Origin of the sequence: Mesorhizobium loti CJ3sym (genome assembly GCF_000472785.1) — a bacterium.
Taxonomy (GTDB): Bacteria; Pseudomonadota; Alphaproteobacteria; order Rhizobiales; family Rhizobiaceae; genus Mesorhizobium; species Mesorhizobium loti_E.
Genome location: NZ_AXAL01000010.1, coordinates 34,121 through 57,513, shown reverse-complemented (window position 1 = coordinate 57,513; position 23,393 = coordinate 34,121). Strand labels below are relative to the sequence as shown.

At 63.1% G+C, this 23,393-nt stretch carries 18 protein-coding genes; 17 read left to right on the top strand and 1 reads right to left on the bottom strand.

The window, feature by feature from the left end; all coding sequences use genetic code 11:
• Positions 1 to 174: 174 nt before the first annotated feature.
• A complete protein-coding gene (tssH, locus tag A3A9_RS0115095) occupies positions 175 to 2,979 on the bottom strand; it encodes a type VI secretion system ATPase TssH (protein WP_027059529.1) in 2,805 nt (934 codons plus the stop codon).
• A 337-nt stretch (positions 2,980 to 3,316) separates the two neighbouring features.
• On the opposite strand from tssH, the gene tssA reads away from it, so the two are divergent.
• From tssA to A3A9_RS0115010, 17 genes are read left to right on the top strand one after another with little or no spacing between them, the layout of a single operon-like run.
• Positions 3,317 to 4,489 carry a type VI secretion system protein TssA gene (gene tssA / locus A3A9_RS0115090; protein WP_027059528.1) on the top strand — a complete coding sequence of 391 codons (1,173 nt, stop codon included), beginning with the start codon at positions 3,317 to 3,319 and terminating at the stop codon, positions 4,487 to 4,489.
• Between the two features lie 6 nt (positions 4,490 to 4,495).
• Positions 4,496 to 5,035: a type VI secretion system contractile sheath small subunit gene (tssB, locus tag A3A9_RS0115085; RefSeq protein WP_027059527.1), complete on the top strand. Its 540-nt coding sequence runs from the start codon at positions 4,496 to 4,498 to the stop codon at positions 5,033 to 5,035.
• A gap of 3 nt (positions 5,036 to 5,038) precedes the next feature.
• Positions 5,039 to 6,544, top strand: a complete 1,506-nt coding sequence (gene tssC, locus A3A9_RS0115080) for a type VI secretion system contractile sheath large subunit (protein WP_027059526.1) — start codon at positions 5,039 to 5,041, stop codon at positions 6,542 to 6,544.
• A gap of 46 nt (positions 6,545 to 6,590) precedes the next feature.
• Complete coding sequence (locus tag A3A9_RS0115075; RefSeq protein ID WP_032926026.1) at positions 6,591 to 7,052, top strand: Hcp family type VI secretion system effector; 462 nt, start codon at positions 6,591 to 6,593, stop codon at positions 7,050 to 7,052.
• Positions 7,039 to 7,794, top strand: coding sequence for a type VI secretion system baseplate subunit TssE (gene tssE, locus A3A9_RS0115070; RefSeq protein WP_027059525.1), 756 nt, complete (start codon positions 7,039 to 7,041; stop codon positions 7,792 to 7,794). The genes A3A9_RS0115075 and tssE overlap by 14 nt, the downstream gene beginning before the upstream one ends.
• Before the next feature lies 1 nt (position 7,795).
• Positions 7,796 to 9,670 carry a type VI secretion system baseplate subunit TssF gene (gene tssF / locus A3A9_RS0115065; RefSeq protein WP_027059524.1) on the top strand — a complete coding sequence of 625 codons (1,875 nt, stop codon included), beginning with the start codon at positions 7,796 to 7,798 and terminating at the stop codon, positions 9,668 to 9,670.
• Positions 9,634 to 10,719: a type VI secretion system baseplate subunit TssG gene (tssG, locus tag A3A9_RS0115060; RefSeq protein WP_027059523.1), complete on the top strand. Its 1,086-nt coding sequence runs from the start codon at positions 9,634 to 9,636 to the stop codon at positions 10,717 to 10,719. The genes tssF and tssG overlap by 37 nt, the downstream gene beginning before the upstream one ends.
• Positions 10,716 to 12,182 carry a type VI secretion system-associated FHA domain protein TagH gene (tagH, locus tag A3A9_RS0115055; protein ID WP_027059522.1) on the top strand — a complete coding sequence of 489 codons (1,467 nt, stop codon included), beginning with the start codon at positions 10,716 to 10,718 and terminating at the stop codon, positions 12,180 to 12,182. Before tssG ends, tagH begins: the two co-directional genes overlap by 4 nt.
• A 3-nt stretch (positions 12,183 to 12,185) precedes the next feature.
• Complete coding sequence (tssJ, locus tag A3A9_RS0115050) at positions 12,186 to 12,638, top strand: type VI secretion system lipoprotein TssJ (RefSeq protein ID WP_027059521.1); 453 nt, start codon at positions 12,186 to 12,188, stop codon at positions 12,636 to 12,638.
• Between the two features lie 39 nt (positions 12,639 to 12,677).
• Positions 12,678 to 14,012 carry a type VI secretion system baseplate subunit TssK gene (gene tssK / locus A3A9_RS0115045; protein ID WP_027059520.1) on the top strand — a complete coding sequence of 445 codons (1,335 nt, stop codon included), beginning with the start codon at positions 12,678 to 12,680 and terminating at the stop codon, positions 14,010 to 14,012.
• 4 nt (positions 14,013 to 14,016) lie between these two features.
• The gene (gene icmH, locus A3A9_RS0115040; RefSeq protein WP_027059519.1) at positions 14,017 to 15,339 is read left to right on the top strand and encodes a type IVB secretion system protein IcmH/DotU; all 1,323 of its coding nucleotides are present in this window, start codon (positions 14,017 to 14,019) and stop codon (positions 15,337 to 15,339) included.
• A 1-nt stretch (position 15,340) separates the two neighbouring features.
• Positions 15,341 to 18,877, top strand: coding sequence for a type VI secretion system membrane subunit TssM (gene tssM / locus A3A9_RS0115035; RefSeq protein WP_027059518.1), 3,537 nt, complete (start codon positions 15,341 to 15,343; stop codon positions 18,875 to 18,877).
• On the top strand, positions 18,874 to 19,401 hold the full coding sequence (gene tagF / locus A3A9_RS0115030) for a type VI secretion system-associated protein TagF (protein ID WP_033838569.1): 528 nt from the start codon (positions 18,874 to 18,876) through the stop codon (positions 19,399 to 19,401). The genes tssM and tagF overlap by 4 nt, the downstream gene beginning before the upstream one ends.
• Complete coding sequence (locus A3A9_RS0115025) at positions 19,401 to 20,504, top strand: DUF2169 family type VI secretion system accessory protein (protein ID WP_027059516.1); 1,104 nt, start codon at positions 19,401 to 19,403, stop codon at positions 20,502 to 20,504. The genes tagF and A3A9_RS0115025 overlap by 1 nt, the downstream gene beginning before the upstream one ends.
• The gene (locus tag A3A9_RS0115020) at positions 20,501 to 21,523 is read left to right on the top strand and encodes a 3-oxoacyl-ACP synthase (RefSeq protein WP_027059515.1); all 1,023 of its coding nucleotides are present in this window, start codon (positions 20,501 to 20,503) and stop codon (positions 21,521 to 21,523) included. The genes A3A9_RS0115025 and A3A9_RS0115020 overlap by 4 nt, the downstream gene beginning before the upstream one ends.
• Complete coding sequence (locus A3A9_RS0115015; protein ID WP_027059514.1) at positions 21,523 to 22,470, top strand: DUF4150 domain-containing protein; 948 nt, start codon at positions 21,523 to 21,525, stop codon at positions 22,468 to 22,470. The genes A3A9_RS0115020 and A3A9_RS0115015 overlap by 1 nt, the downstream gene beginning before the upstream one ends.
• Positions 22,470 to 23,393 carry a hypothetical protein gene (locus A3A9_RS0115010; protein ID WP_027059513.1) on the top strand — a complete coding sequence of 308 codons (924 nt, stop codon included), beginning with the start codon at positions 22,470 to 22,472 and terminating at the stop codon, positions 23,391 to 23,393. Before A3A9_RS0115015 ends, A3A9_RS0115010 begins: the two co-directional genes overlap by 1 nt.

Genomic DNA, 23,393 nt, shown 5'->3' with positions numbered 1-23,393 from the left:
CATGACCATTGCGCTGCGAAAAGTACCGTCAGTATGTCAATCACGCCACACAAACTCGCTCTTTGGCCCGAGATGGAGCGGCAGGCAGGGACTTCCATACCTTCAAAAATCGTCAGGCTGGCTGGCCCAGCCTGCCCATGCACGAGACGCCGAAGCAAATCGTCATCAACATTCCTACTCGAAGGAATAGGTGAACCCTTCCTTGGAGGCGCCGACGGTGACTTTCGTCATCTTTTCGCCCTCGAGCGAGCGGTTCAGCACGCCGCGGCTCAGTTCCGGCAGCAGCGTGTTGGTCAGGATGGCATCGATCATCCGCCCGCCGGATTCGATCTCGGTGCAGCGGGCCTTGACCAGATCCATGACACCGTCGCCGATTACCAGTTCCGCATCGTTGGTTGCCCGCAGCCGGCGGGCGATCTTGGCGAACTGGTGACGGGTGATTGCTTCGATCATCGAATCCGAGAGCGGATAATAAGGAATGGTCACCACCCGGCCGAGGAAGGCCGCCGGGAAGACTTTCAGCAATGGGCTGCGCAAGGCGGTGTCCAGATCGTCGAGCCCGGCCCGCAGCGTGCCATTTTTGGTGCGGTCCATGATGACCTCCGAGCCGACATTGGAGGTGAGCAGGATCAGTGTGTTCTTGAAGTCGATCCGGCGGCCCTCGCTGTCATCCATCATCCCCTTGTCGAAAACCTGGAAGAAGATTTCGTGCACGTCGGGATGCGCCTTCTCCACCTCGTCGAGCAGGATCACCGAATAGGGTTTTCTGCGCACCGCTTCGGTCAGGATGCCGCCCTTGCCGTAGCCGACATAGCCGGGCGGCGCGCCTTTGAGCGTCGAGACCGTGTGCGCCTCCTGGAATTCGGACATGTTGATCGAAATCAGGTTCTGTTCTCCACCGTAGAGCGTCTCGGCCAGTGCCAATGCGGTTTCGGTCTTGCCGACGCCAGAGGGGCCGCAGAGTAGGAACACGCCGACCGGCTTTTCCGGCGCGCCGAGCCCGGCGCGGCTGGTTTGCACGCGTTTGGCGATCATCTCCATCGCATGATCCTGCCCAACCACGCGCTCGGACAAGGTGGCGGCGAGCTTGAGCGCCTTTTCGGTCTGGCTGGACAGCATCCGTCCGGTGGGGATTCCCGTCCAATCCTGGACGACAGCCGCCACGGCGTTGCGGTCGACCGACGGCAGGATCAGCGGCGTCTCGCCTTGTGCCTCGGCCAGTTCGGCCATCAGTTCGCGCAGCCGGCCGAGATCGGCGGCAGGATCAGATGGAGCGGCAGCGGCCGGTCCTTCTACATCAGTCTTAGCTGTTTTGGCTTTCGTCGTTTTAGTCTTGGGCACTTCGGCCTTAGGCGCTTCGGTCTTCGGCGGCGGAGCCTCAACTGTGTCAGAGCCCGCTGTTGCGGTATTGCTTTCCGGCGTCTCCACCGCATCGAGCGGAACACCCTCGCCGCGCAGTCTGGCGCGCAGTTCGAGTATTTCGGCAACCAGCACCTTTTCGCGCTGCCAGCGCCCCTCGGCTGCGGCCAGCGTGATCTCGGTTTCGGCGAGCCCGGCTTCAACCCGCGCCTGGCGGTCAGTCACCTCGATGCCGATGGCCGCCTCGCGACCGATAATGCCGCGCTCGACCTCCAGCGCCTGGCGGCGGCGCATGATGTCCTCGACTTCGGCCGGCGTGGCGTGCTGCGATATGGCGACACGGGCGCAGGCGGTGTCGAGAAGGCTCACCGCCTTGTCTGGCAGTTGCCGTGCCGGGATGTAGCGATGCGACAGGCCGACCGCCGCCTCGATCGCCTCGTCGAGTATCTGCACCTTGTGGTGCTGCTCCAGGACGCCGGCCACACCGCGCAACATGAGAACGGCCACCGCCTCCGAAGGCTCGTCGATCTTGACCACCTGGAAACGGCGGGTCAGGGCCGGGTCCTTCTCGATGTGCTGCTTGTATTCGGCCCAGGTCGTTGCCGCTATGGTGCGGAGTTCGCCCCGCGCCAGTGCCGGTTTCAAGAGGTTAGCGGCATCGCCGGTTCCTGCCGCGCCGCCGGCGCCGATCAAGGTGTGGGCTTCGTCGATGAACAGGATGACCGGCGTCTCGGACGCTTGAACCTCGTCGATGACAGCCTTCAGCCGTTTTTCGAATTCGCCTTTGACGCTGGCGCCCGCCTGCATCAATCCGACGTCGAGCATGCGTACGCTGACATTCTGCAAGGAGGGCGGCACATCGCCCTGGGCGATACGCAAGGCAAAGCCCTCGACGACCGCCGTCTTGCCGACCCCGGCCTCGCCGGTCAGGATCGGGTTGTTCTGCCGGCGCCGCATAAGGATGTCGACGATCTGCCGGATCTCAGGGTCCCGGCCGACGACCGGATCGATCTTGCCGTCCCGGGCGCGCTGGGTCAGGTCGGTGGCATATTTCGCCAGCGCCGAATCCCCGCCCGGAGCCCGCTTCGGCGCCTCCGGGACGGAGACCGTGGTCGAGGTGCCGGCTTCGAGTGAACCCTCCACGACATCGGCAAACCGCGCGATAACCGCGTCGGCATCGATCTTGTCGAACTCGGCGCTGATCTTCGACAGCAGGCCTTCCAGCACCGGCGTCTTCAGGCAGGCAAGCAGAATATGGGCACTGCGGACTTCCTCGACGCCGAACTCGAGCGTAGCCAGGTTCCAGGCCTCCTGAATGGCATGAAAGATATGGTCGGAGAACTCCTCAATCGATGTGGCGCCATAAGGCAGCTTGTCGACGGCGCGGGTCATATCGGCGGTGATCCGGCTCGCGCCAACGCCGGCATCAGCGATGATCATCTGCACATCCGAACGGTCGGAAAGCACCAGTTGCTCGATGAAATGGACGAGTTCGACGTAAGGGTTGCCGCGCAATTTGGCGGTGTCGGCAGCAGCCTTGAAGGCGCGGACACCGACAGGATTGAGCTTGCCGACCAGTTCCTTGCGCTTGAAAGTCTGCGATGACCGGCGCTGTTCCATCGAACGTGCTCCTGCAGTCTGCCAGCCGATAAATTGCCACATAAGCCATCACTTGACAAAGCGCCTGATGGACCGCTGTCGCGACGCCCGGTTTAGCCGGCTCGTTTCCATTTGTGGAAAGTCCCGCACCACTGACTGTAAACGGCCACGGACGTGGGCGCCACTCCGCGATGCGGTTCGCCTGCAGCTTCGGCAACCACACCAAGGATTCCGGCACTCTGGAGGCGGTGGCGTTTAGCTTCTGTTAATTTTTGAGCCGTCGTTTAATTGTGGTAAAGTGCAACCTTGTGATAACGTTGCGTCACTTACGGTTTGAGGTCGGTCGCTGGGGGTTTGAGTGATTGATGCCGCGCTCTGGCTTAGCCCGCTCGACGGTGGAAACCCGTCAGGGGAGGATTTGCGCAACGACCCGGCTTTTCATGAGCTGGAGCGCCTGACGGAGCCCGAGGTCAAGGTCGTCCACGACGGCAATAACAAGCCCACGTCGCAAAGCACCATTCCGGTCGACTGGTCCGCGGTGCTGGCAAAGGCGGCGGACTTGCGCGCGCACGGCCGCGACCTGCGCCTGCTGGTCATCGTCACGCGTGCGCTGGCCAATGAAGACGGACTGGCCGGGCTCGCGCAGGGTCTGACCCTCATTGCGCAGACCTTCGATCAGCATTGGGAAACCATGCATCCGGCCCTGCGGCCCAACGCTACGCCTCGCGATGCCGCCTTGCGCCGTATCAACGCGCTGCTCGACCTCCAGAATGGTCAGGACGGGTTGCTGGCGAATCTGCGGCAAATGATCTTCTTTACGCCACGCGCGATCGGACCGATCAGCGGACGCGACCTGGAACATAGCGCGCTCGACGACCGTGTCATGCTCCAGGAAGCCGCCTCGGGATTGAACACGGCGGAAAAGGCCGCACTGGTCAGTGCCCACGGACAATTGTTGAACCGGGTGCGTGCCGGATGTGCTGCACAGATCGATCAGGCCGGTGCAGAGATGGTCGCGCTCGTCGCCGACACCCGGGCAGCGGTCGCAGCTCTTGACGCGGTCGAAACCGCCCTAAACGCCCGCCTCGAAGGCGGCGGCGCTCCCGTTCCGGAATTAAAGCGGTTTCTGCAGCGTTTGCTGACGACCCTCGAACGGAACTCGGCAGCCGGCGCCGTGGCGAATGGCACGGCCAAGACGCCCAACCCGGGAGAACCGGCAACGCCTGCTCGAAACGGTCATGGAGCCGATACTATGGCAAGTGCGGCAAGCTACACGGACTCGAGGACGGAGCTTCCCGACCGGATCTCCTCGCGCGACGACGTGGTGAAGTGCCTCGACCTGGTCGTCGCCTTCTACGACCGCACCGAACCGTCGAGCCCGATACCGCATCTGGCACGGCGCGTGCGCCGCATGGTGCACATGGATTTCGTTGAACTGATGGAAGATCTCGCCCCGTCTGGGCTTAAGGAATTCCGGCTCCTTGCCGGCGTTCCCGATGTCAAGAAGACGGCTCAGAAGGATGAAAGGTAACAGCACATGCCAGCCGAAAGCAAAGCGAAGGTCATCGAACGAAATCGCGCGCCGCGGGTGCAGATCGCCTACGACGTGGAAACCTACGGTAGCCCGACGACGATCGAATTGCCGTTTGTCATGGCCGTGATGGCCGACCTTTCCGGCGCTTCGCAAACCAAAGAAGCGTCAAAATCGGTGCTGGACCGATCCTTCGTCGAGACCGACGCCAACCGCTTCCCCAAGTTCATGGAGGCGCTCGGACCCCGCGTCAAAGCCCGGGTGAAGAACACGCTGCCGCAGGCCGAGGGCCAGGAGCGCGACGAGGAACTGGCGCTCGATCTCACCTTCACCAAGATGGGTGATTTCGCTCCGGACAAGGTTGCCGCGCAAGTGCCGCAACTGGCCGAGATCCTCAAGATGCGTCGCCAGCTCGAGGAATTGCTCGGCTTCATGGACGGCCGCGTCGACGCCGAAAAACGCATCGCGCAGTTGCTGAACAACGAGCCGCTGCTTGGCAAGATCGCCAGCCAGGCGCTCACCGACGACGACAAGGCAGGGGAGTAAACCATGGCCGAACAGCAAAAGACCGCCGCCGTCACCGCCGAGGCCGAAGCCATAAACCTCGACGAATTCAGCGGGCTTCTCGAGAAGGATTTCAAAGTCAAGAAGGACGACAGCGAGAAGCTGCAGCAACTCGTGCGCAATCTGGCACTCGCGGCGCAGTCGCGTTCCGACACCACGACCATTTCTTCCAATGCGATCAAATCGATCAAGTCGCTGATCGCGGGCATCGACAAGATGCTGACGGCACAGGTCAACGAGATTCTGCACGCGCCGGAGGTGCGCGAGATGGAAGGCACATGGCGTGGCCTCTGGTATCTCGTCAACAACACCGAGACGGATCAGAAGCTGAAGATCCGGGTAATGAACATCTCCAAGGAGCAGCTGGGCGACACGCTCGAAGACTATGAAGGCCAGATGTGGGACCAGAGCCCGATCTTCAAGAAGGTCTATACGGACGAGTATTCGATGCTGGGTGGCGAGCCGATCGGCTGTGTGATCGGCGCCTATGAATTCTCCAACCACCCGCGCGACGTCGGCCTGCTGCGCAATATTTCCGGCATCTGCGCCTCGGCGCACACGCCGTTCATCGCAGCCGCCTCGCCGCGCCTGTTCCGCATGGACAGCTGGCAGGAATTGCCGAACCCGCAAGACCTGCAGCAGATCGTCTCCAACCCGGCCTATGCCTCATGGCAGTCGCTGCGCGAGAGCGAGGACGCTCGCTATATCGGCCTGACCATGCCTCGCGTCCTGGCCAGGCTGCCCTATGGCACGGACACCGTTCCGGTAAAGGGCTTCACCTTCGAGGAAGAGGTGCAGGGCGACCACAACAAATATGTCTGGATGAACGCCGCCTTCCCGATGGGCGTCAACATCAACCGCAGCCACAAGCTTTTCGGCTGGGGCACGCAGATCCGCGGCGTCGAGAATGGCGGCACGGTCCTCAACCTGCCGGTGCACAGCTTCCCCACCGACGACGGCTCGATCGCGATGAAATGCCCGACCGAGGTCGCCATCGACGACCGGCGCGAGGCCGAACTGGCCAAGCTCGGCCTGATGCCGATCCTGCACCGTAAGAACACGGATCTGGCGGCCTTCATCGGCGCCCATTCGCTGCAGGACGACGAAACGCGCGCCGGCCGGCTGGTCGACCCCGACGCACAGTCGAACGAGCGGCTGAGCGCCAACCTGCCCTATCTTTTCCCGGTCTCGCGCTTTGCGCACTACCTCAAGGCGATTGCGCGCGACAAAGTCGGCTCGTTCAAGGAGCGCTCCGACATGCAGATCTGGTTGACCGAGTGGATCAACCGCTACGTGCTGGCCAACCCGGCCTTTGCCGACGACAAGGCGCGCGCCAAGCGCCCGCTTGCCGCTGCCGAGGTCCAGGTGGACAGCGTGGAGGGGCGGCCAGGCTACTACAATGCCCGCTTCTATCTGCGCCCGCACTACCAGTTGGAGGGCATCAATGCCTCGCTCCGACTGGTGTCGGAACTGCCGTCCGTGAAGACTTGATTTGCAGCAACAACATCTTGGTTTTTAAAAGCGGTGGAGAGAGAAAATGCCCACGACCATGAAGATTGATGGCTTTCTGAAGGTTCCCGATATCAAGGGCCCCAGCACCCGCGACGGCCACTCGGACGAGATCGAAGTCCATGGCGTCGACTACAAGATGGTCGCACCCTACGATCCGAATTCGCTCTCACGCCGTGGGCGCGTCTCCATGGGCATGATCAAGTTCACCAAACACTACGACAAATCCTCGCCCTACCTGGCAAAGGCGTTGTTCGAGAACAAGGCCCTCAATGAGGTCGTGTTTTCGGCACGGCGGACTATCGATGGCGAAAGCAAGGATTACCTGGTCGTTACGCTGACCGACGCCTCGATCATGGAATACGACATGTCGCAAGCTGACGATGAGGCAGACCTGATCGAGGAAGCGGTCAGCTTCGCCTACAAGAAGATCAAGTTCGTCTATGACGGCAATGATGAAGCCGAAATGGATGTCTATGTCGGCAAGTGAGGTTCGGCGGCCCGGCGCGGGCAAGCAGCAGATCGCGGGCAGCCTGCGGGCGAAAAGCGAGGCCGTCCAGCCGTCGCTGTGGGATCGCCTCGTCAACGACCTGCCGGGCCTGACCTCGGAGATAGACGGGCTGCGCCATGTCCTGCTGAACGAGCTTGGCGCGGACCGTCTCGACACCCTTGTTGCCGGCAGTGCGCGGACCATCGACGCGGATGCGGAGCTGACGCCCGATCAGAAACGGCATCTGCATCGCCTGGCCTTTCAGACCCAGCAACGCGTCGAGATCGAAAGCCGCGGTGTGGTGGTATCGGCCCGCGTGCTCAGGGAAGCGGTGCGGCGCGACATCGAGGCGCTGTTCAACACCGAGCGCTTCGAGGCGACACCGCTGCTTTCCGACCTGGAAAACGAGCAGATGGCGGACAATCCACCGTCGCTCGCCGATTTTCCGGAGGTCCGCCGAAGCGTGGTCAATTACGGCGTGCCTTCCTTCTCGGGCCGGTCGTCCCGCGACTTTGACCGCGACGTGCTGGCGCGCGAAATCCGCTCGGTGCTCGCCACCTTCGAGCCCCGCCTCAAGGAAAGCGCGACGAAGGTTACCGTCACCCTTGGTGATAAGACCGTAGGGCTGAAGATCGAGATCGATGCCGTGCTGATCATGACGCCGACACCGGAACGCATGCGCCTGCGCACCACGATCAATCTCGACAACGGCTTGGCGCGGACCGAAATTAGGGACGCCTGAGATGGATCGGGTTTTCGTCGAATATTACGAGGAGGAACTGACCCATATCCGCGGCCTTGCGGCGGAATTTGCCGATATGCATCCGGCAGTGGCGCGCAACCTCTCCCTCGATACTGTGCCCTGCCCGGATCCCTATGTCGAACGGCTGCTGGACGGCGTCGCCTTCCTCGCCGCACGCACCCGGCTGAAAGTCGACGCCGAGCGCTCGCGATTTTCGCGCAGCGTGCTCGATGTCCTCTATCCCGATCTGGTCACACCGGCGCCCGCAACGGCGATGGCCGTGCTGAAACCCGGTCAACACGTGCAGACCATGCCCGCCGGCCACGTCGTCAGGCGCAACACGCGGCTGGTCTCCAGCCTGCAACCCGGCCTGTCAACGCGCTGCACCTTCTCCACCGCGCAGGACATAACGCTTTGGCCGATAGCAATCACTTCGGTCAGCTATTTTCAGGATCGCAGTGCGCTGGCGGCGGTCGGCATAGGGCCGATCGGCGGAACCGGCGGCGAGGCGGCGCTGCGTCTGGCGCTGACGCGGACCGGAAAAGGCAAACTCGACGAATTGGCGCTCGACCAGCTTGACCTCTACTTTGCCGGACGCACCAAGGCACCGCTTCTGTTCGATGCGATCTTCGGCGCCTGCGTGGCGATTGGTGCAAGGCCGGAAGGCAAGGCCAACCGGCTGTCGCCCTTGCCGGCACCCGAAATGGTCGGCATCAGCGACGACGAGGCCCTGATGCCGCGTACCCGCCCGACATTCGAAGGGTACCGCCTGCTGCGCGAATATTTCGTCATGCCGGAGCGCTTTCACTATGTGAGGGTCTCGGCGCTGCAGCCGGTGGTGCGCAAATGCGAGGGCGGACTCGAGATCATCTTCCTGTTCGGCCGCCCAGTGCCCGAACTCGCCGACCTGACTCCGGCGGATTTCGAACTTTTCTCGACGCCGATCATCAATCTGTTTGAACGTGAGTGCAACGTCGTCGAGCTCGACCCGCGCAAGACGCGGCAGGTGCTGCACGCCGACCGCACGCGGGCGCGCGACTTCGAGATCTATCGTGTCCTGCGCGTCGAGGATGCCGATAGTGAAGGCAGCGACGCCGAGATACCGGAGTTGTTCAGCCTAGGGCAGAATCGCGGCAGCGGCTGGGTCTATTCGACGGAACGACGCCCACGCCGGGCGACTGAGGATGAACGGCGCGATGGGCTGACCCGCACGTCATACACCGGGGACGATGTCTTCCTGGCCGTATCCCGGCCGCTCCCAAGTCCCTCGAACCGACCGTTGAAGCGTCTCGACATCGTGGCGCTTTGCACCAACCGTGACCTGCCGATCCTCGACGACAATCCGACCTTGACGCTCGAGGCCGGTGACCCGGTCGAATCCGTTCGGCTGCTCGGTGCGTTGCGTCCGCCGCAGCCGGCCATCCCCGCGGCACTGCCCACCGGAGCCGATGGCGAATCCCGCGCCGACGATCTCGCCTGGCGACTGGTGGCGCAGCTCGCGCTCAACTTTCTCAGCCTCGCCAAGGAAGGCCGCGGCGTCGATCCGCTGCATGCGCTGCTCGATCTTTATGCCGACCGGGGCGACCCGAGCCTTGCCCGCAATGTGCATTCGATCGTGCGCATCGACTCGCGGTCGGTGATCGAACGGCTGCAGATCGACGGCCCGATGTGCTTCGGGCGGGGCACCGAAGTGACGTTGCATGTCGACCAGTCGGTGCTGGCCGGGCAAAGCAGTTTGCTGCTTTCGGCCTTGCTGGCGCGGCTGTTTGCCCGTCACGCTGGAATAAATGGCTTCGTGCGAACCCGCACGCGGCTGCTGCAGAAGCAGGAGGATGTGCCATGGCCGATGACGCCCGGCAATCGCTACCTGATCTAGACAAGACATCTGATCTCGACAGGATCGGCCAGGATCGGGCCGAAGGTCTGTCTGAAGCGTTCGACTTTTTCGAACTGCTGCGCCGTCTCGAACAGCGGAACGGTCTGTTCGGCCATTCCGGACGCCCCGACCGCGAGCCGGCAAGGCTCGGCCAGCATGTGCGCCTCGCCTTTTCCGCGCGGGACCTGGTGCAATTCCGCGAGGCTACCGACAAGGCACCGGCCCGAGTTACGGTTGCAAATCTCGGTCTGTTGGGACCCGAGGGGCCGATGCCGCTGCATCTGACGCGTTGGGTGCTCGACCGCCTGTCGCAGCGCTGGTTCGCCGGTGCCGACGCACAGCAGACCAGCGACACGACCTTCGTGGACTTCGTCAACATCCTCCAGCACCGCATGATTGCCCTTTACTACCGGGCCTGGGCGGATGCTCATCCGGCGGTCCAGGTCGAGCGCGCGGTCGGTGGCCGCGTCCGCGCCATGCTGGAAGCGATGGCCGGGATCGGACTTCCCGGCACCCGCAATCCTGATCTCGACGCCGTCAAGCTTCGCCAGGCCGCGTCGCTTGCCAGCCAGGTCGACGGCCCGGAGCGGCTGACGCTGTTTCTGGCGGAAGCGTTCAGGGTGCCGGTTCAAATCAAGGAGTTCATCGCCGCCTGGATAGCCATACCAGCCGGGCTGCAGACCCGCCTCGCAAAAGCCTATGCCGGGCTCGGCCGGGGGGCGACGATCGGCCCGCGCGTTTTCAACCGCCAAAGCAGGATCGAGCTGCGCGTCGGCCCTCTCTCCTTTGAGGAGTTCAAGGCGTTCCTGCCGGGAGGCGCGCGCCTCAAACTGTTCAAGCAGGCCGTTCGCGACATGGTCGGGGAATCGCTCGACGTCGACCTGCGCATCGTGCTGGCGCGTGAAGCGGTGCCGCCACCGCGTCTCGGAGCGGTCCAGCTTGGCCGGACCGCCTGGCTTGCGCGGCCCGCCGAAAGGGGCGATGCTGACGATCTGCGGCTGCGGACGATTGTTGGATGGCGGCCGGAAATGGCGGGGGTCGCGGCATGAGCCTGCTGCTGACGCTGGAACAAGGGCCACGCACCCAGGCGGTACGGCAGACCCGGCTTGACGAAGGTGAGCTGGTGATCGGCCGCAGTGCGGACGCGGGCTGGCAGATCAACGATCCCGACATGTTCGTTTCCCGCGCCCATTGCAAGATCACGGGCGGGCGAGACGGCTATTTCGTCACCGACACGTCGAGCAGTGGACTTTTCATAAACGACTCCGACAGCCCGCTTGGTGCCGGCCAGTCGACGCGCCTTCAAAGCGGCATGCGGATGAGACTTGGCGACTACGTCGTCTATGTCGACCTGCAGACGCCAACTGCCCAGGCACCTGCCGCCAGCCAGCCGGTTGCGGAACGCTTGCCGCCGGCATCGCGGGCGCCGGTGAGCATCGGCCGTGACGACTTCTTTTCCGCCAAGGTCGAGGAGGAGCCGCGACGGCCACGTCCGGCCGATCTGCCGAATCCGTTCGAGCAGCCGGTTGCGGGCGCGTTCGAGCGTGCCGCCTCCAGCCAGCGCAGCTCGCCTGCTTTCGATGACCCGTTCAGCCTCGATCCGGTTTCGACGCCTGTGGCGAAAGACGCCGCCCCTTACCTCGAACCGGGCGGCGCGGCGAGCCAAACGGATCCATTCAGCCTCGACCCTGTGCCGTCCCTCGGCCGTGGAGCCCAACTCGCTCATGGAAAACCGTCCGATTTCACCGATGATTTTGGTTTCGGACCCGCCGCCGCGACCGGTTCGGCAAACGGCGTCGGTTCGACTGGCCAGCGCGAGCGCGCCGCCCAGCGACCCGCCAATCCCTGGGATTTGCCCGGGCAGGCGGCTGATAGCCCGGCCCCAGCGCGGACAGGTGCTGCCGCTACGCCCGCCAGCCAGCCGGCAGTGGCCCAGCCGGGCGACATGGCGCTTCGCTCCGCATTCCTGCACGGCATGGGCGTCGAGGAAGCCGATTTCCCCGGCCGCGACAGCATCGCGGAAATGGAGAAGTTCGGCCGCGAATACCGGCTGATGATGGAAGGCCTGATGCAGCTTCTGCGCAAGCGGGCCGAGGAAAAGGGCAATGCCCGTGTCGCCCAGACCATGGTAGGGGCTTCCGAAGTCAATCCCCTGAAGTTCCTACCGACGGTCGACGACGCCATCGTCACGCTTATTGCCGAACGCAGCCCCGGCTTTCTCGCCGGCGAAGCGGCAATCGCCGACGCGGTTCGCGATCTCGCGCAGCACCACGTGCGCGCCTGGCGCGGCGTGCAGGCCGCCCTGCGCCGGATGGTCGACCGTTTTGAGCCGGCAGCGATCGAGCAGGAGCTGAAATCGAATTCCGCGATCGGCACTCTGCTTTCGGGCGGGCGCGGCGCCAAGCTGTGGGAGCTCTACCAGAAACGCCATCGTGAAATCGCCGAGAGCGCGGAGAAAAGCTTTCTGGGCGAAATCGGCGCCGATTTTCGGGACGCATATGAGGAGGAGTGAGACATGATCGACCGACGCGAATTTATCGTTGCCCTGGGCGCAACCGGACTGCTTGCGGCTTGCCAGAGCGGTCCGCCGAAACCTTCGGTAATCACCATCAATGTGACCGGTGGGGCAGGCATGAACCCTGGACCAGGCGGCGGCGACCGGCCGGTGACGGTTCTCGTCATGCGGCTGCGCAGCACCGGTAAATTCAATTCCGCCGACTACTTTGCCCTGCAGGGCGACGCCGGCTCGGCGCTGGCAGGCGATCTCATCGGATCCGACCAGATCGCCGTCGGGCCGGGAAAATCCGCGTCCAAGACGATCACCGTTGAGCCGGATGCGACGGCGCTGGGCTTCGTCGCGTTGATCCGCGAGCCCACCGGCAGGAACTGGCGCACGACCAAGTCGGTGTCGTCGGGATCAAAATTCACGATCAATGTCACGATTGGCAAGGGCGGTATCTCCGCCTAGCGGCCAGGGCAAGGGAAGCTCGATGCAGAGAGTAACGGCATGAGCGATGCAAACAGGGTGCTGTGGTCCGAAGGTCTTTTCCTGCGGACCCAGCATTTCCAGCAGCAGGACCGTTTCTTCGAGGCGACCGTGCGCGGCGCGTTGCAGGCCGGGCAGTTGCATACGTTCGGCTTTCAACAACTGACGCTGGACCAGGCGTTACTCGATGCCGGCCAGGTCGCCATCCTGTCCGCTCGCGGCATCTTCCCGGACGGAACACCTTTCGCCATTCCGGAGATGATGGACGCGCCGCAGCCGTTGCCGGTGACGCCAGACACGGCTGCCGGACCGGTGCTGGTGGCCTTGCCGCTCGAACCTCCCGGCGGTGTCGGCTTCGATCCCGCACACGCCGCCACTTCGGGAGCACGCTATCATGGGCGGATCGTCTCGGTGCGTGACGCCGTCCAGGGCGGTTCAGACCCTGAAGAAATCGAAATCGCCCGTCCGCAGGCGCTTCTTCTGGCACCCGGCAAGTCGGTCGGTGGCTACACAGCCTTGCCGATAGCGGACCTCAAGGGGATTCGAGCCGATGGCGGCGTCTCTCTGGACGAGACCTTCCTGCCGCCGACATTGGTTACCGGTGCGGTGGCCTGGTACCGGCAATTGCTTCTGGAGGTTGTTACGGGCCTCGACCAGATCGCCGAAGCGCATGGCAAGATGGTCATGGGCGGACCGGGGCGAAGTGTCGAAGATCTGCTGATGCTCAATCTCGCCAATGCGGCGCGGCCGCGGCTGGCCCACATGCTGGCGCAGGATGTCTTCCATCCGGCCGAGCTTTACCTGGAGCTTGCCGGCCTCGCCGGCTCGATGGCAACCTACGGATCGAGCGCGCGGCGGCTGGGCGAGTTGCCCGCCTATGACCACATGGCTCCGGGGGCCGCATACATGGCGCTGGCCGACGCGCTGCGCTCGCTCATCCTCAGCCTGCGCTACATCGAGCCGAAATCGCGTGCGCTGCCGGTCATGCGGCATTCGACCAATGTCTGGAAAATCCGCATCGACAACCCGAAGCTGCTGGTGGCCAGCCGCATCGTCATCCGGGTCGGTTCGGAGCTATCGGAAGACGCGCTGCGCAAGATATTCGTCAATCAGGCGACTGTCGGTTCGGCCGACCAGTTCGAAGGCCTGTGGAAATCACGCTTGCCCGGCATTCCGTTGAAACCGCTTCATTCCCAGCCGCGCGAGATCCCTTACGACGGCGATCGGCTGTGCCTCGAGCTGGACCAGAAGAGCGAGCACTGGGCGTCGCTGCTCGATGCTCCCGGCTTCGTCATTGGCGTTTCGGGCGTGTTGCCAAGCGAGCCGCAGGTGGACTGCTACTCGGTGAACAGGTGAGATCATGAGCCGCGATGATCCTTTCGGACTGTCGGAGGATCGCGAACGCACCCGCATACGGCTGACCGGCGCGCCGACGCCGCGGGCGATGGCGCCGCTGTTGCCGGGCGCGGCGGTAAAGCGGTCGCGCACCCACCCGAATGCGCTCGTCAACGCATTCGCGCCCTTGCTGGAATTCGCGCCGGAGCTTGAAAGCGCACTGGCGCCGGAGAACCCGGAAACGCTGCGCACCCGGCTGCTTGAGGAACTGGTTCGGGCACGTGACACGGCAATGTCGACAGGGTCCTCGATGGAGCGGGCCGATCAGGCAGCCTGGGTCGTGGCGGCGTTGCTCGATGATCTGGCTCTGAACACGCCATGGGGCGGGGCCAGCGCCTGGCCGCGCCAGCCGCTTGTGGTGATGCTGCGCGGCGATGTCGATGCCGGCACGCAGTTCTTCACTCGGCTTGACGAACTGGAGCGCCATCCCAACCGCGATCGCGAATTGCTGGAGCTGCAGTATGATTGCATGGCGCTCGGCTTCCGCGGCAAATATCGTGTGCCCGGCCGGTCAGGCGATCGCTCGCTCAATGCGGTTCGCCTGACCGCGGCACGCTTCCTGCGCGATGCCGATGCCGAAGGGGCGCCGCTGTCGCCAAACTGGAAGGGCGTCATCGCATCCGACGAGCCGCAGCGCTTCATCGTTCCGATCTGGGTCATGGCGCTCGGCGCGGCGGTTGTTGCCACAGCCATCCATATCGGGTTGTCGATGGGGCTGAGCGGCCAGGCAGTCGAGCTTTCCGCCCTTGTGCGCGCTCTGCCGCCGCCTGAACGCGGTGACATCAGCCGGACCTCGCCCAAGGTGGATGCCCCGCCCCCTGAAAAAGTGGATTTTGCGCTGTTGCCGGAATTCCAGGCCGGGGCGCCGGCCGACCTCAAATCCGCCCTCAGCGGCACCGAAAGCGTTTCGTTGGCCAAGCTGATCATCCAGGCCTCCGATCCCGAACTGTTCCAGTCGTCGCGGCCCCAACTGAGCGACGGCTTCGAGCCTCTGATCGGTTCGATCGCCAAGGTGATCCTCGCCAATCAGGAGCTGATCGGTAACATCACCGTGATCGGCCATACGGACGGCGTTCCCCTGCAAAAGACCAATCCGCTGTCGACCAACCAGCGACTGTCGGAGGCGCGCGCCCAGACGATCGCCGACATGCTGGTGCAGAACGGGGTGCCGCAGGACCGCGTTCATTCCGAAGGCCGCGCGGCCACCGACCCGGTGGCCAGCGACAGCACGCGCGAGGGGCGAGCCTTGAACCGCCGCGTCGAGGTGCTCGTCGAAAAGAGGCTGTGAGATGTTCATCCTGCGCTTCCTGTGGGCGGTCCTGACATCGCGCTGGCTGTGGACGCTGATCGGCATCACGCTGCTTTCGCTGGTCATCTGGGTGTTCGCTCCGATCGTCAGGGTCGGTCCCTATTCGCCTTTCGATTCCGACAATGTGCGCATTGCCATTATCGCGGGGCTGATCATCCTGTGGTTGATCTGGCTGATTATCGCGCAGCGCCGCGCCATCCGCGCCAATCGCATGTTCGTCGCCGAGATCGCCGCGCCAGTTGCGGAGAAGCCCCTCGGGCCTGGCGAAGAGAACGTCGCGGCCGTGGGTGCCAAATTCGCCGAGGTGATGGCCGAACTGAAGCGCCGCAAGCTCGGCGGGCGCAAGTTCCTGCGCGAGATGCCATGGTATGTGATCGTTGGGCCGCCGGCCACCGGCAAGACCACGGCGCTGCGGCAGTCCGGACTGAACTTCCCGATCGACCTCACCGACGATTTGCAAGGGGTCGGCGGCACGCGCAACTGCGACTGGTTCTTTTCCGAGAACGCGGTTCTGATCGACACCGCCGGCCGCTATGTCCAGCAGGAGAGCCAGCCCGACGTCGACGCGGCGGAATGGCTGGGCTTCCTCGACCTTTTGAAAAAGCATCGCGGCCGCCGCGCGCTCAACGGCGTGATCGTCGCACTGTCGATCGACGCGCTTTCGGAGGGTGACGAAGCCATCAAGGCACATGGCCGCAAGATCCGCCGCCGGCTGGCCGAACTCAACGACCGGCTCGAAATCCGCCTTCCGGTCTATCTGATGCTGACCAAGGCCGATCTGATCAAGGGTTTCGAGGCTTTCTTCGGCGGCCTGTCGACCGCCGCGCGCGAGCAGGTCTGGGGAACGACCTTCGCGCTGGACGCGCGTGTCGATGCCAAGACCATCGAACGCGAAATTTCGACGCTCTCGACGGAACTCGAGCGGCGGCTGGTGCCGCGCCTGGAGGACGAAGACAAACTCGCCGCTCGCGCCGAGATCTTCAGGTTTCCTGCCCAGCTGTCCAGCCTGTCCGAGCCGATCCAGGTGCTGGTCGAGGCGATGTTCGGTGAAAGCCGCTATGAAGAGGCCGCCTGGCTGCGTGGTCTCTATCTGACCTCGGCGACGCAGGAAGGCGCGCCCATCGACCGGCTGACCGCGGCGCTGTCGTCGTCGTTCGGCCTGCCGCCACGGCGGGCCCTACCCGCACCGAGGGTCGAGAAACGCAGCTTCTTCCTGAAGAACCTGCTCACCGAGGTCATCTTCAGGGAAGCCGGCCTCGGCACGTTCGATCCGCTGGCGCAGCGCCGCCGCGCCTGGATCTGGCGCGGTGCGGCGGCTGCATGCGCGGCGGCGGCCTTGCTGGCCGGCGGGCTGTTCACCTGGTCCTATTTTGACAACCGCAACGCGATCACGGCCCAGGCAGGCCAGTTCGAAGCGCTGCAAGCGCCGCTGACCTCCGCTGCTGCAAATCCGGCATCGGTGCAGCAACCCGCCATCGACGGCGCTCTCGAAGCGATGGACGCGGTCGCGAATGCCAGGACAGCACCGCCGGGCAGCGCCCAAGATCTTCTGGGCCCATCGGCCTCGGCGGAACTGGTGCGGGCCCAGACCGACACGTACGACCACGCCCTGCGCAACGTGCTTGAGCCACGTATGGTCGCCCTGCTCGAGGCGACCATGTGGCGGCAGATCCGCGATCCGGATTTCATGCTCGGCGCGTTGAAGACCTATCGCATGATGACGGGCCTGTCGCAGATGGACACCGATTTCGCCCAGAACTGGTGGGTTAACAGCCTGCCGGAATTCGCCGCCGCGGCACCCTTTCCGACCGCCGATGCCGAGGAGCATCAGCTTGCCGCCATCCGCCGCATGGCGGTCGACGAAAGCTATGTCGCTCCCGACCAGGCGCTGGTCGCCGAAGCGCTGAAAACAGTGTGCACGATCTCGTTGCCGGCGCGTGCCTACAAGCAGTTGCTGGCCGATCCGGAGGTGGCCGGGCTCAAGGAGTGGATCCCGGCCAATTTCGCCGGCCCCAATGGCGGCAAGGTGTTTGCGCGGCGTTCCGACAAGACACTTCGTGTCGGCATTTCCGGAGCCTTCACCTATTCTGGCTTCCACGACGCCATTCTCGACCGCATCGACGATGTCGCCGCCCAGGCGGCACTCGATCGCGCGGTTTTCGCCGGCGGCTGCTCGGAAAACTCCGAGACCTCGGTCTCGGCGCTGTCCGAGGATATTCTGAAGCTCTACTATGACGACTACATCGCGCAATGGGACAGCTTCCTGCGAGACATGCGGCTCGCGCCATTGACCGATCTCAATGTCGCCAGCGAAAACCTGAAGGACCTCTCGAGTGCCGATTCAGCGCTGAAGCGGCTGCTGACCGCAGTCGTTCAGGAAACAGAACTGACGCGTTCCGACGACGCGCCCGCCGACGACAAGGCGGCGGCCAAAGGCGCCTCGAAACTGCTCGGCAAGCTGGGCAAGCTCGGCAAGCTGGCGACGAGCGGTGCGAAGCTGCTGCCCCGCGCCGGGTCAGCCAGCGAGGTGGATCTGACCGGCAATCTGGTGGCCGCACATTTCAAACCGCTGAAGAGCACCATTGCCGAGGTCGACGGCCAGCCGCCGGCACTGGATGCCGCCGTTGTCGCGCTGACCGCGCTGTCGAACGTCCTGCAGACGGTCACCGCCAACCCCAATCCGCAGGATGCCATCAAGAAGCAAGGCGGCCTCGCCGAGCTGACCGGTGCGGTCGCGAGGCAAGCACAAATCCTGCCGGACCCCATCAATGTCTGGCTTAGCGGAATTGCCGGTGACACCAGCAATTTGACGCAAAAGGCGGTCACATCGGAGCTCAACGCCATCTGGCGCGCGGACATACTGCCTTTCTGCCAGGCGGCGCTGAACGACCGCTATCCGTTCAGCGCCGACAGCGCGGTGGACGTCAATGTGCGTGATTTCGCCCGCCTGTTCGGACCGGCCGGACTGATCGACGGTTTCATCAACGACCACCTGATCAACTATGTCGACACCACCAGCCAGCCGTGGAAATGGCGTGCCGATTTTGGCCTCGATCCTTCGGCGCTGGCGGCGTTCGAGCAGGCCAGGCATATCCGCGACGATCTCTTTCCCGGGGGTACCGGACCGGTGATGAGCTTCACGCTCGAACCGAAGGACCTGTCTCCCAACGTCACGCGCGTCACGCTCAATCTCGATGGTCAGACCCTCGTCTATTTCAACAATGCGACGCGGCCGCAACCGATGACCTGGCCGGGCAAGGACGGCACCGGGGTCATTTCGCTCGCCTTCCAGCCGATCGACGGTTCGCCCGAAATCATGCTCAACGAGACTGGCAGCTGGGCGTGGCTGAGGATGCTGCGCAACGGTCGTTTCGCCAGCACGTCGCTCTCCGATGTCTACAGCCTGCGGCTAGGCACGAAGGGAATGTGGGCCGATTTCGAACTCAAGGCCGCCAGCGTCGAGAACCCCTACAATTTGCAGATGTTCAAGAAATTCTCATGTCCGCCGCAGATATGACCTTGCCCGGCTTCTACGGCAAAATGCCGGCCACCGGCGATTTCGTGACGCGGCGGCTGTCGGGCGACTTTGTCCGCGGCTGGGACCGCTGGCTGGCGCAGCATCTGGTGCCGCTGTTTGGCTTGGAAGTTTGGCCAAGCACAACCGCGCTGCGCTTTCTGGCTGGCCCGGCTTGCTTCGGCGCATCGGCGGGCATCATCGTGCAAAGCGCCGACAGGGTCGGCAGGAAGTTCCCTTTGAGCGTCGTTGCGCAGCTTGTTGAAGCTCCCATTCAGCTCGCTGATGCCGAGGCGTGGTTTTCCGCGATCGAAGAGGCGGCCATCGCCGCCCAGAACGGCGAGCTGACGCCAGACGAGCTGGATGCCACGCTGGCCGGACTGCCGGCGCCGCCTGTCGAGCCGGGTGAAGAGGTCATCAGCGGCATGGTGATGTGGACGGCCCGTTCGGACATTTTCGACATCGATCCGCAGTCGCCGCAAATGACTCTGGAGCAGATCCTCGCTGCCAGTTGGGAGACCAGCTGATGCAGATCTGGAACCAGACGGGCTATGCACACCAATTCACCATGGGCATGGACAAGGCCGGGCATGAGTGGATTGTCGTGGTCGTCAAAGGCACGTTCGACTTTCCCGCCACGCCGGGCGGACTCGTGCAAAAATCGGCGGAGCAGGCGCCGCTGGTGATGGCCGACACACAAACCGGCGTGCCTGGCTACTCGGCCACGCTGTGGGAGACCGACTTCGCCTTCCGCAAACAGCGCTGCGACGTGATCGCCAACGGTTGCGCCTACGCGCCGGGCGGGCGCCCAGCCGAGCGCGTGCCGGTCGGCATCAAGATTGGAAATTGGTCAAAACTGTTGGAGGTCGTCGGCCACCGCGAATGGCGCTCCATCGGCCCGGTTTTTACCGCCACATCGCCGCAACCCTTCCTGAAACTGCCCATCTCCTACGACGTCGCCTGGGGTGGCGTCGACAGGCTGGATCCCGAGGACAAACTCCCGGCCAGCTACAAATACAACCCGGTCGGCACCGGCTGGTCGCGCACCAGGAACCAGCGCCTCATCCCCGGCCTGCGGCTGCCTAACACCCAGGCGGTCGGCGAAGAGATCCGCTCGCCATTCGGCGACTACAAGCCGATGAGTTTCGGGCCGATGGGTCGCGGCTGGCCGGGCCGCATCGAATATGGCGGCACCTATGACGACAACTGGACCAAGAACATCTTTCCGTTCCTGCCGCCGGACTTCGACGAGCGCTATTTCCAGTCGGCGCCGCCCGACCAGCAGATCGACGCGCCAAAGGGCGGCGAGGAGGTGGTGCTGGTGAACCTGACGCCTCAGGGACGGGTGAGTTTTCGCCTGCCGGCGACGGCATTGCCGCTGACATTGTTCAAAGGCAGGCAGAAGGCTTACGAGGCCGACATATTCCCAGATACGGTTTTGCTTGACCCGGAGAGACGCCGCTTCTCAATCGTCTGGCGCGTCTCGCAGCGCATTCACAAGACGATCCTCGATTTCTCGGAATGCTGGATAGGTCCACCAACGCCGGCCATGCTGAGAGCGAGACTCAAGGGAAAACAATACGTTCGCGCCAGCCGCATCACGCCCGCACGAGAGAACGAAGACGCATGAGTGTGCAACTCGACATCGTCTCGATAGGCATGGTTACGGCTGTCGGCCTCGACGCGCCGTCAGCTTGTGCGGCGATGCGTGCAAGGCTCGACGGTTTCCAGCAAACGCGGCTTCTGGGCTCCGCCGGCGAGTGGCTAACCGGTGCCCCCATAGTGCTGCCGCGCAATTGGATTGGCGACAGGCGCATGGCGCATCTGGCGGCTGGTGCCATTTGCGAAGCGTTCGAAAGGGCACCGGAAGCGCGCGGCCAAACGGCACTGATCTTATGCCTCCCCGAGGAAGATCGGCCCGGCCGAGCTGTCAGCGACAATTCTGCTTTGCTTAGGAACATTGCCGAAATCGTTGAGATCGAACCGCATGTACACTCCAGAATAATAGCGCACGGACGACCTGCAGGCGTTGTCGCATTGCAACATGCCCGCCGGCTGCTGGCGGCAGGCGACGTGCCCTTTGTGATGATTGCAGGCGTCGATAGTTATCTGACAAGCCAGACAGTTACTCACTATCTCTCGTGCAATCGCCTCCTCACGCCTCAAAATCCGAACGGGTTCATACCCGGGGAGGCGGCGGCGGCGATTATTTGCACCCAAGGCCGCCAGGGGGGACTTCGGCTGTTTGGGCTTGGGCTCTCGCGTGAAAATGCATCGATCTACAACACTGAAGATTTGCCTTTGCGCGGTGACGGCATGACGGCCGCCTATCGCGCGGCATTCGAAGAAACCGGCATCGAAATGAACCGGCTCGGGTATCGGATCGCTGATCTCGTAGGAGAACAGTACTGGTTCAAGCAAAGCGCTCTTGCCAGCCTGCGCTTGCTGCGAGGTAGGCATGAGTTTCAGGACATCTGGTCGCCAGGCGAATCTCTCGGCAATGTCGGGGCCGCTGTGGTGCCACTCATGCTTGGCATGGCTTTCACCGCGGCACGCAAAGGCTACGCTGCTGGAAATCCGGTCTTGATCGAGGTATCGAACGATGCCGGCGCCTGCGGCGCGGCTATCGTGGCATCGAGGGCGGCGTAATGGGCGGGGTGTTTGCCAACGGCCTGGAAATCTCCGGCAAAGCCGTGGACGCCCAGACAATCGCCGCCTTCCCGGATGTCTGCTTTACACCTCCAGAAAATCCGGCAACGCCGCCCGGCGTGCCCATCCCCTACCCTAGTTTCGGAATGGGCAGCGATACCGAGCAAGGGACCGGCACCGTCAAGATTGGTGGCAAAACGGTCAACATCAAGAACAAGTCCGACCTGTCGAGAACGTCCGGGACGGAGGCCGGCTGCGCCGCGAAGAAAGGCGTCATCACATCGAAAAATACAGGAAAAGGGTATTTCAACTCATGGTCTAACGACGTGAAATTCGATGGTGAACCTGTCATACGCATGACGGATCTGGCCACGAATAACCACGCCTCGCCGATCGGTAATACAGTTACCTGGCCGCATACCGCCGCCATAACTGTCAATGGGAAGGACTGTGCAACGATTTTAAATAACGTTGGGATATATGTGCATCAACACAAGGATTCTGATTGCGCGCACCCAACGGAATCCGAACACTGCTTTGAAAATCAGATGTTCCAGAAGAGCCGCGGCGGCGATAATTACTCCGGCTGGGGAAGTTACGACGTCGACACCGCGCCCTGCATCTGCATGGAATCCTACAAGAAAACCAAGACCGGATATCGCAAATCCGGCTCAGGGTCGAAACGCGGTTCGCCGCACAACAAGAAAACAAAGGAAGTACGCGATTTCCTGAAGAAGAAGCGCAGTCCGACCCTAGGCGATGCGATCACGAAGGTGCAGCAGGCAGTCGGCGACCATCACGAAAAGCTTCAGAGCTGCACCAAAAAGGAGAAGGAGGACGCGCTCGAATGCCTGAAACTCGTGCTCATCGACTACCTCATTGATTGCGCAAAGGCCCCGAAACCGACCCCCGCCCAGTTGCTGGCCAAACCGATAAGGAAGAAGTGATGCGCGAGCCCGAAACCATCGCCGACTTTGATCCGGAGGAAATCGATGTCCAGGCCGTGGACGGGTTCCATCATGGTGGCAATCGCTTCAGCGCCAGTTTCGAACTGAGCGACCCCGATGAAGAATTCAGCCGGTCCTATCTTCTGGAAATTGAGTTGGGACGGACCATTCGCTTCAACGCACGGCTTCAGATCGAAGACTCAATCCGCTCGCATATCAGCTTCGGGCCGCAGGATCACATCGCGCTTGAGCTCGGAGGGATCATCCACGACCTTCCGCCTGGCTCGGCATCCCGCACGGAGCTGTCCGAAGGTGTGCTGACGCGCCTGTGGGCGCCTTCTCACGACCGTGTCTTTGCGATCGGCAGCCTTGGCGTAAGCTATCTGCGCGAGCATGGCCGATGGGGACAGTTGGAAACCTTCGAAGAAGCCGTATTAAACGATATCCATGGCCGCGACGGAAGTCCGACCTATTGTGCCGGCGATCGCGGGCTTCTGCTGAAACTCGACGGGCGGCGCTGGAGCCGTATCGATCTGGGAGTCGAAGAGAACCTCAATACTGTCCTGGCCGGGCCTCAAAGCGAGGTATACATCGGCGGAGCAAACGGAGCAGCCTACGAGTTGAGGGACAGCGAGCTGATTGCCCTCAAGGCTGACGAAGTCGACTACTACGACATCTGCGAGTTTCGCGGCAAACGCTATTGGTCGGACATGAGCTACGGCGTTTCCGTGCAGAAGGGACGCGAACTGGTTCCGCTGCTGGAAACGGAACAGGGCTTTACAATGTCCGCGACCGAGGAATTTCTTGTTGTTGCCGGGTGGCACGAATTCTTTCTGTTCGACGGAACCGAATGGACCGGTTTCGAAATGGGCTATGACGGCAACATCTTTCTTCGAACAGTCGACATGAACAACTACCGGTGA

What these genes read in the sequence shown, in the direction of transcription:
- tssH (WP_027059529.1), bottom strand. Translation starts at nt 2,979, where the DNA reads ATGGAACAGCGCCGGTCATCGCAGACTTTCAAGCGCAAGGAACTGGTC.
- tssB (WP_027059527.1), top strand. Translation starts at nt 4,496, where the DNA reads ATGCCAGCCGAAAGCAAAGCGAAGGTCATCGAACGAAATCGCGCGCCG.
- tssC (WP_027059526.1), top strand. Translation starts at nt 5,039, where the DNA reads ATGGCCGAACAGCAAAAGACCGCCGCCGTCACCGCCGAGGCCGAAGCC.
- A3A9_RS0115075 (WP_032926026.1), top strand. Translation starts at nt 6,591, where the DNA reads ATGCCCACGACCATGAAGATTGATGGCTTTCTGAAGGTTCCCGATATC.
- tssE (WP_027059525.1), top strand. Translation starts at nt 7,039, where the DNA reads ATGTCGGCAAGTGAGGTTCGGCGGCCCGGCGCGGGCAAGCAGCAGATC.
- tssF (WP_027059524.1), top strand. Translation starts at nt 7,796, where the DNA reads ATGGATCGGGTTTTCGTCGAATATTACGAGGAGGAACTGACCCATATC.
- tssG (WP_027059523.1), top strand. Translation starts at nt 9,634, where the DNA reads ATGGCCGATGACGCCCGGCAATCGCTACCTGATCTAGACAAGACATCT.
- tagH (WP_027059522.1), top strand. Translation starts at nt 10,716, where the DNA reads ATGAGCCTGCTGCTGACGCTGGAACAAGGGCCACGCACCCAGGCGGTA.
- tssJ (WP_027059521.1), top strand. Translation starts at nt 12,186, where the DNA reads ATGATCGACCGACGCGAATTTATCGTTGCCCTGGGCGCAACCGGACTG.
- tssK (WP_027059520.1), top strand. Translation starts at nt 12,678, where the DNA reads ATGAGCGATGCAAACAGGGTGCTGTGGTCCGAAGGTCTTTTCCTGCGG.
- icmH (WP_027059519.1), top strand. Translation starts at nt 14,017, where the DNA reads ATGAGCCGCGATGATCCTTTCGGACTGTCGGAGGATCGCGAACGCACC.
- tssM (WP_027059518.1), top strand. Translation starts at nt 15,341, where the DNA reads ATGTTCATCCTGCGCTTCCTGTGGGCGGTCCTGACATCGCGCTGGCTG.
- tagF (WP_033838569.1), top strand. Translation starts at nt 18,874, where the DNA reads ATGACCTTGCCCGGCTTCTACGGCAAAATGCCGGCCACCGGCGATTTC.
- A3A9_RS0115025 (WP_027059516.1), top strand. Translation starts at nt 19,401, where the DNA reads ATGCAGATCTGGAACCAGACGGGCTATGCACACCAATTCACCATGGGC.
- A3A9_RS0115020 (WP_027059515.1), top strand. Translation starts at nt 20,501, where the DNA reads ATGAGTGTGCAACTCGACATCGTCTCGATAGGCATGGTTACGGCTGTC.
- A3A9_RS0115015 (WP_027059514.1), top strand. Translation starts at nt 21,523, where the DNA reads ATGGGCGGGGTGTTTGCCAACGGCCTGGAAATCTCCGGCAAAGCCGTG.
- A3A9_RS0115010 (WP_027059513.1), top strand. Translation starts at nt 22,470, where the DNA reads ATGCGCGAGCCCGAAACCATCGCCGACTTTGATCCGGAGGAAATCGAT.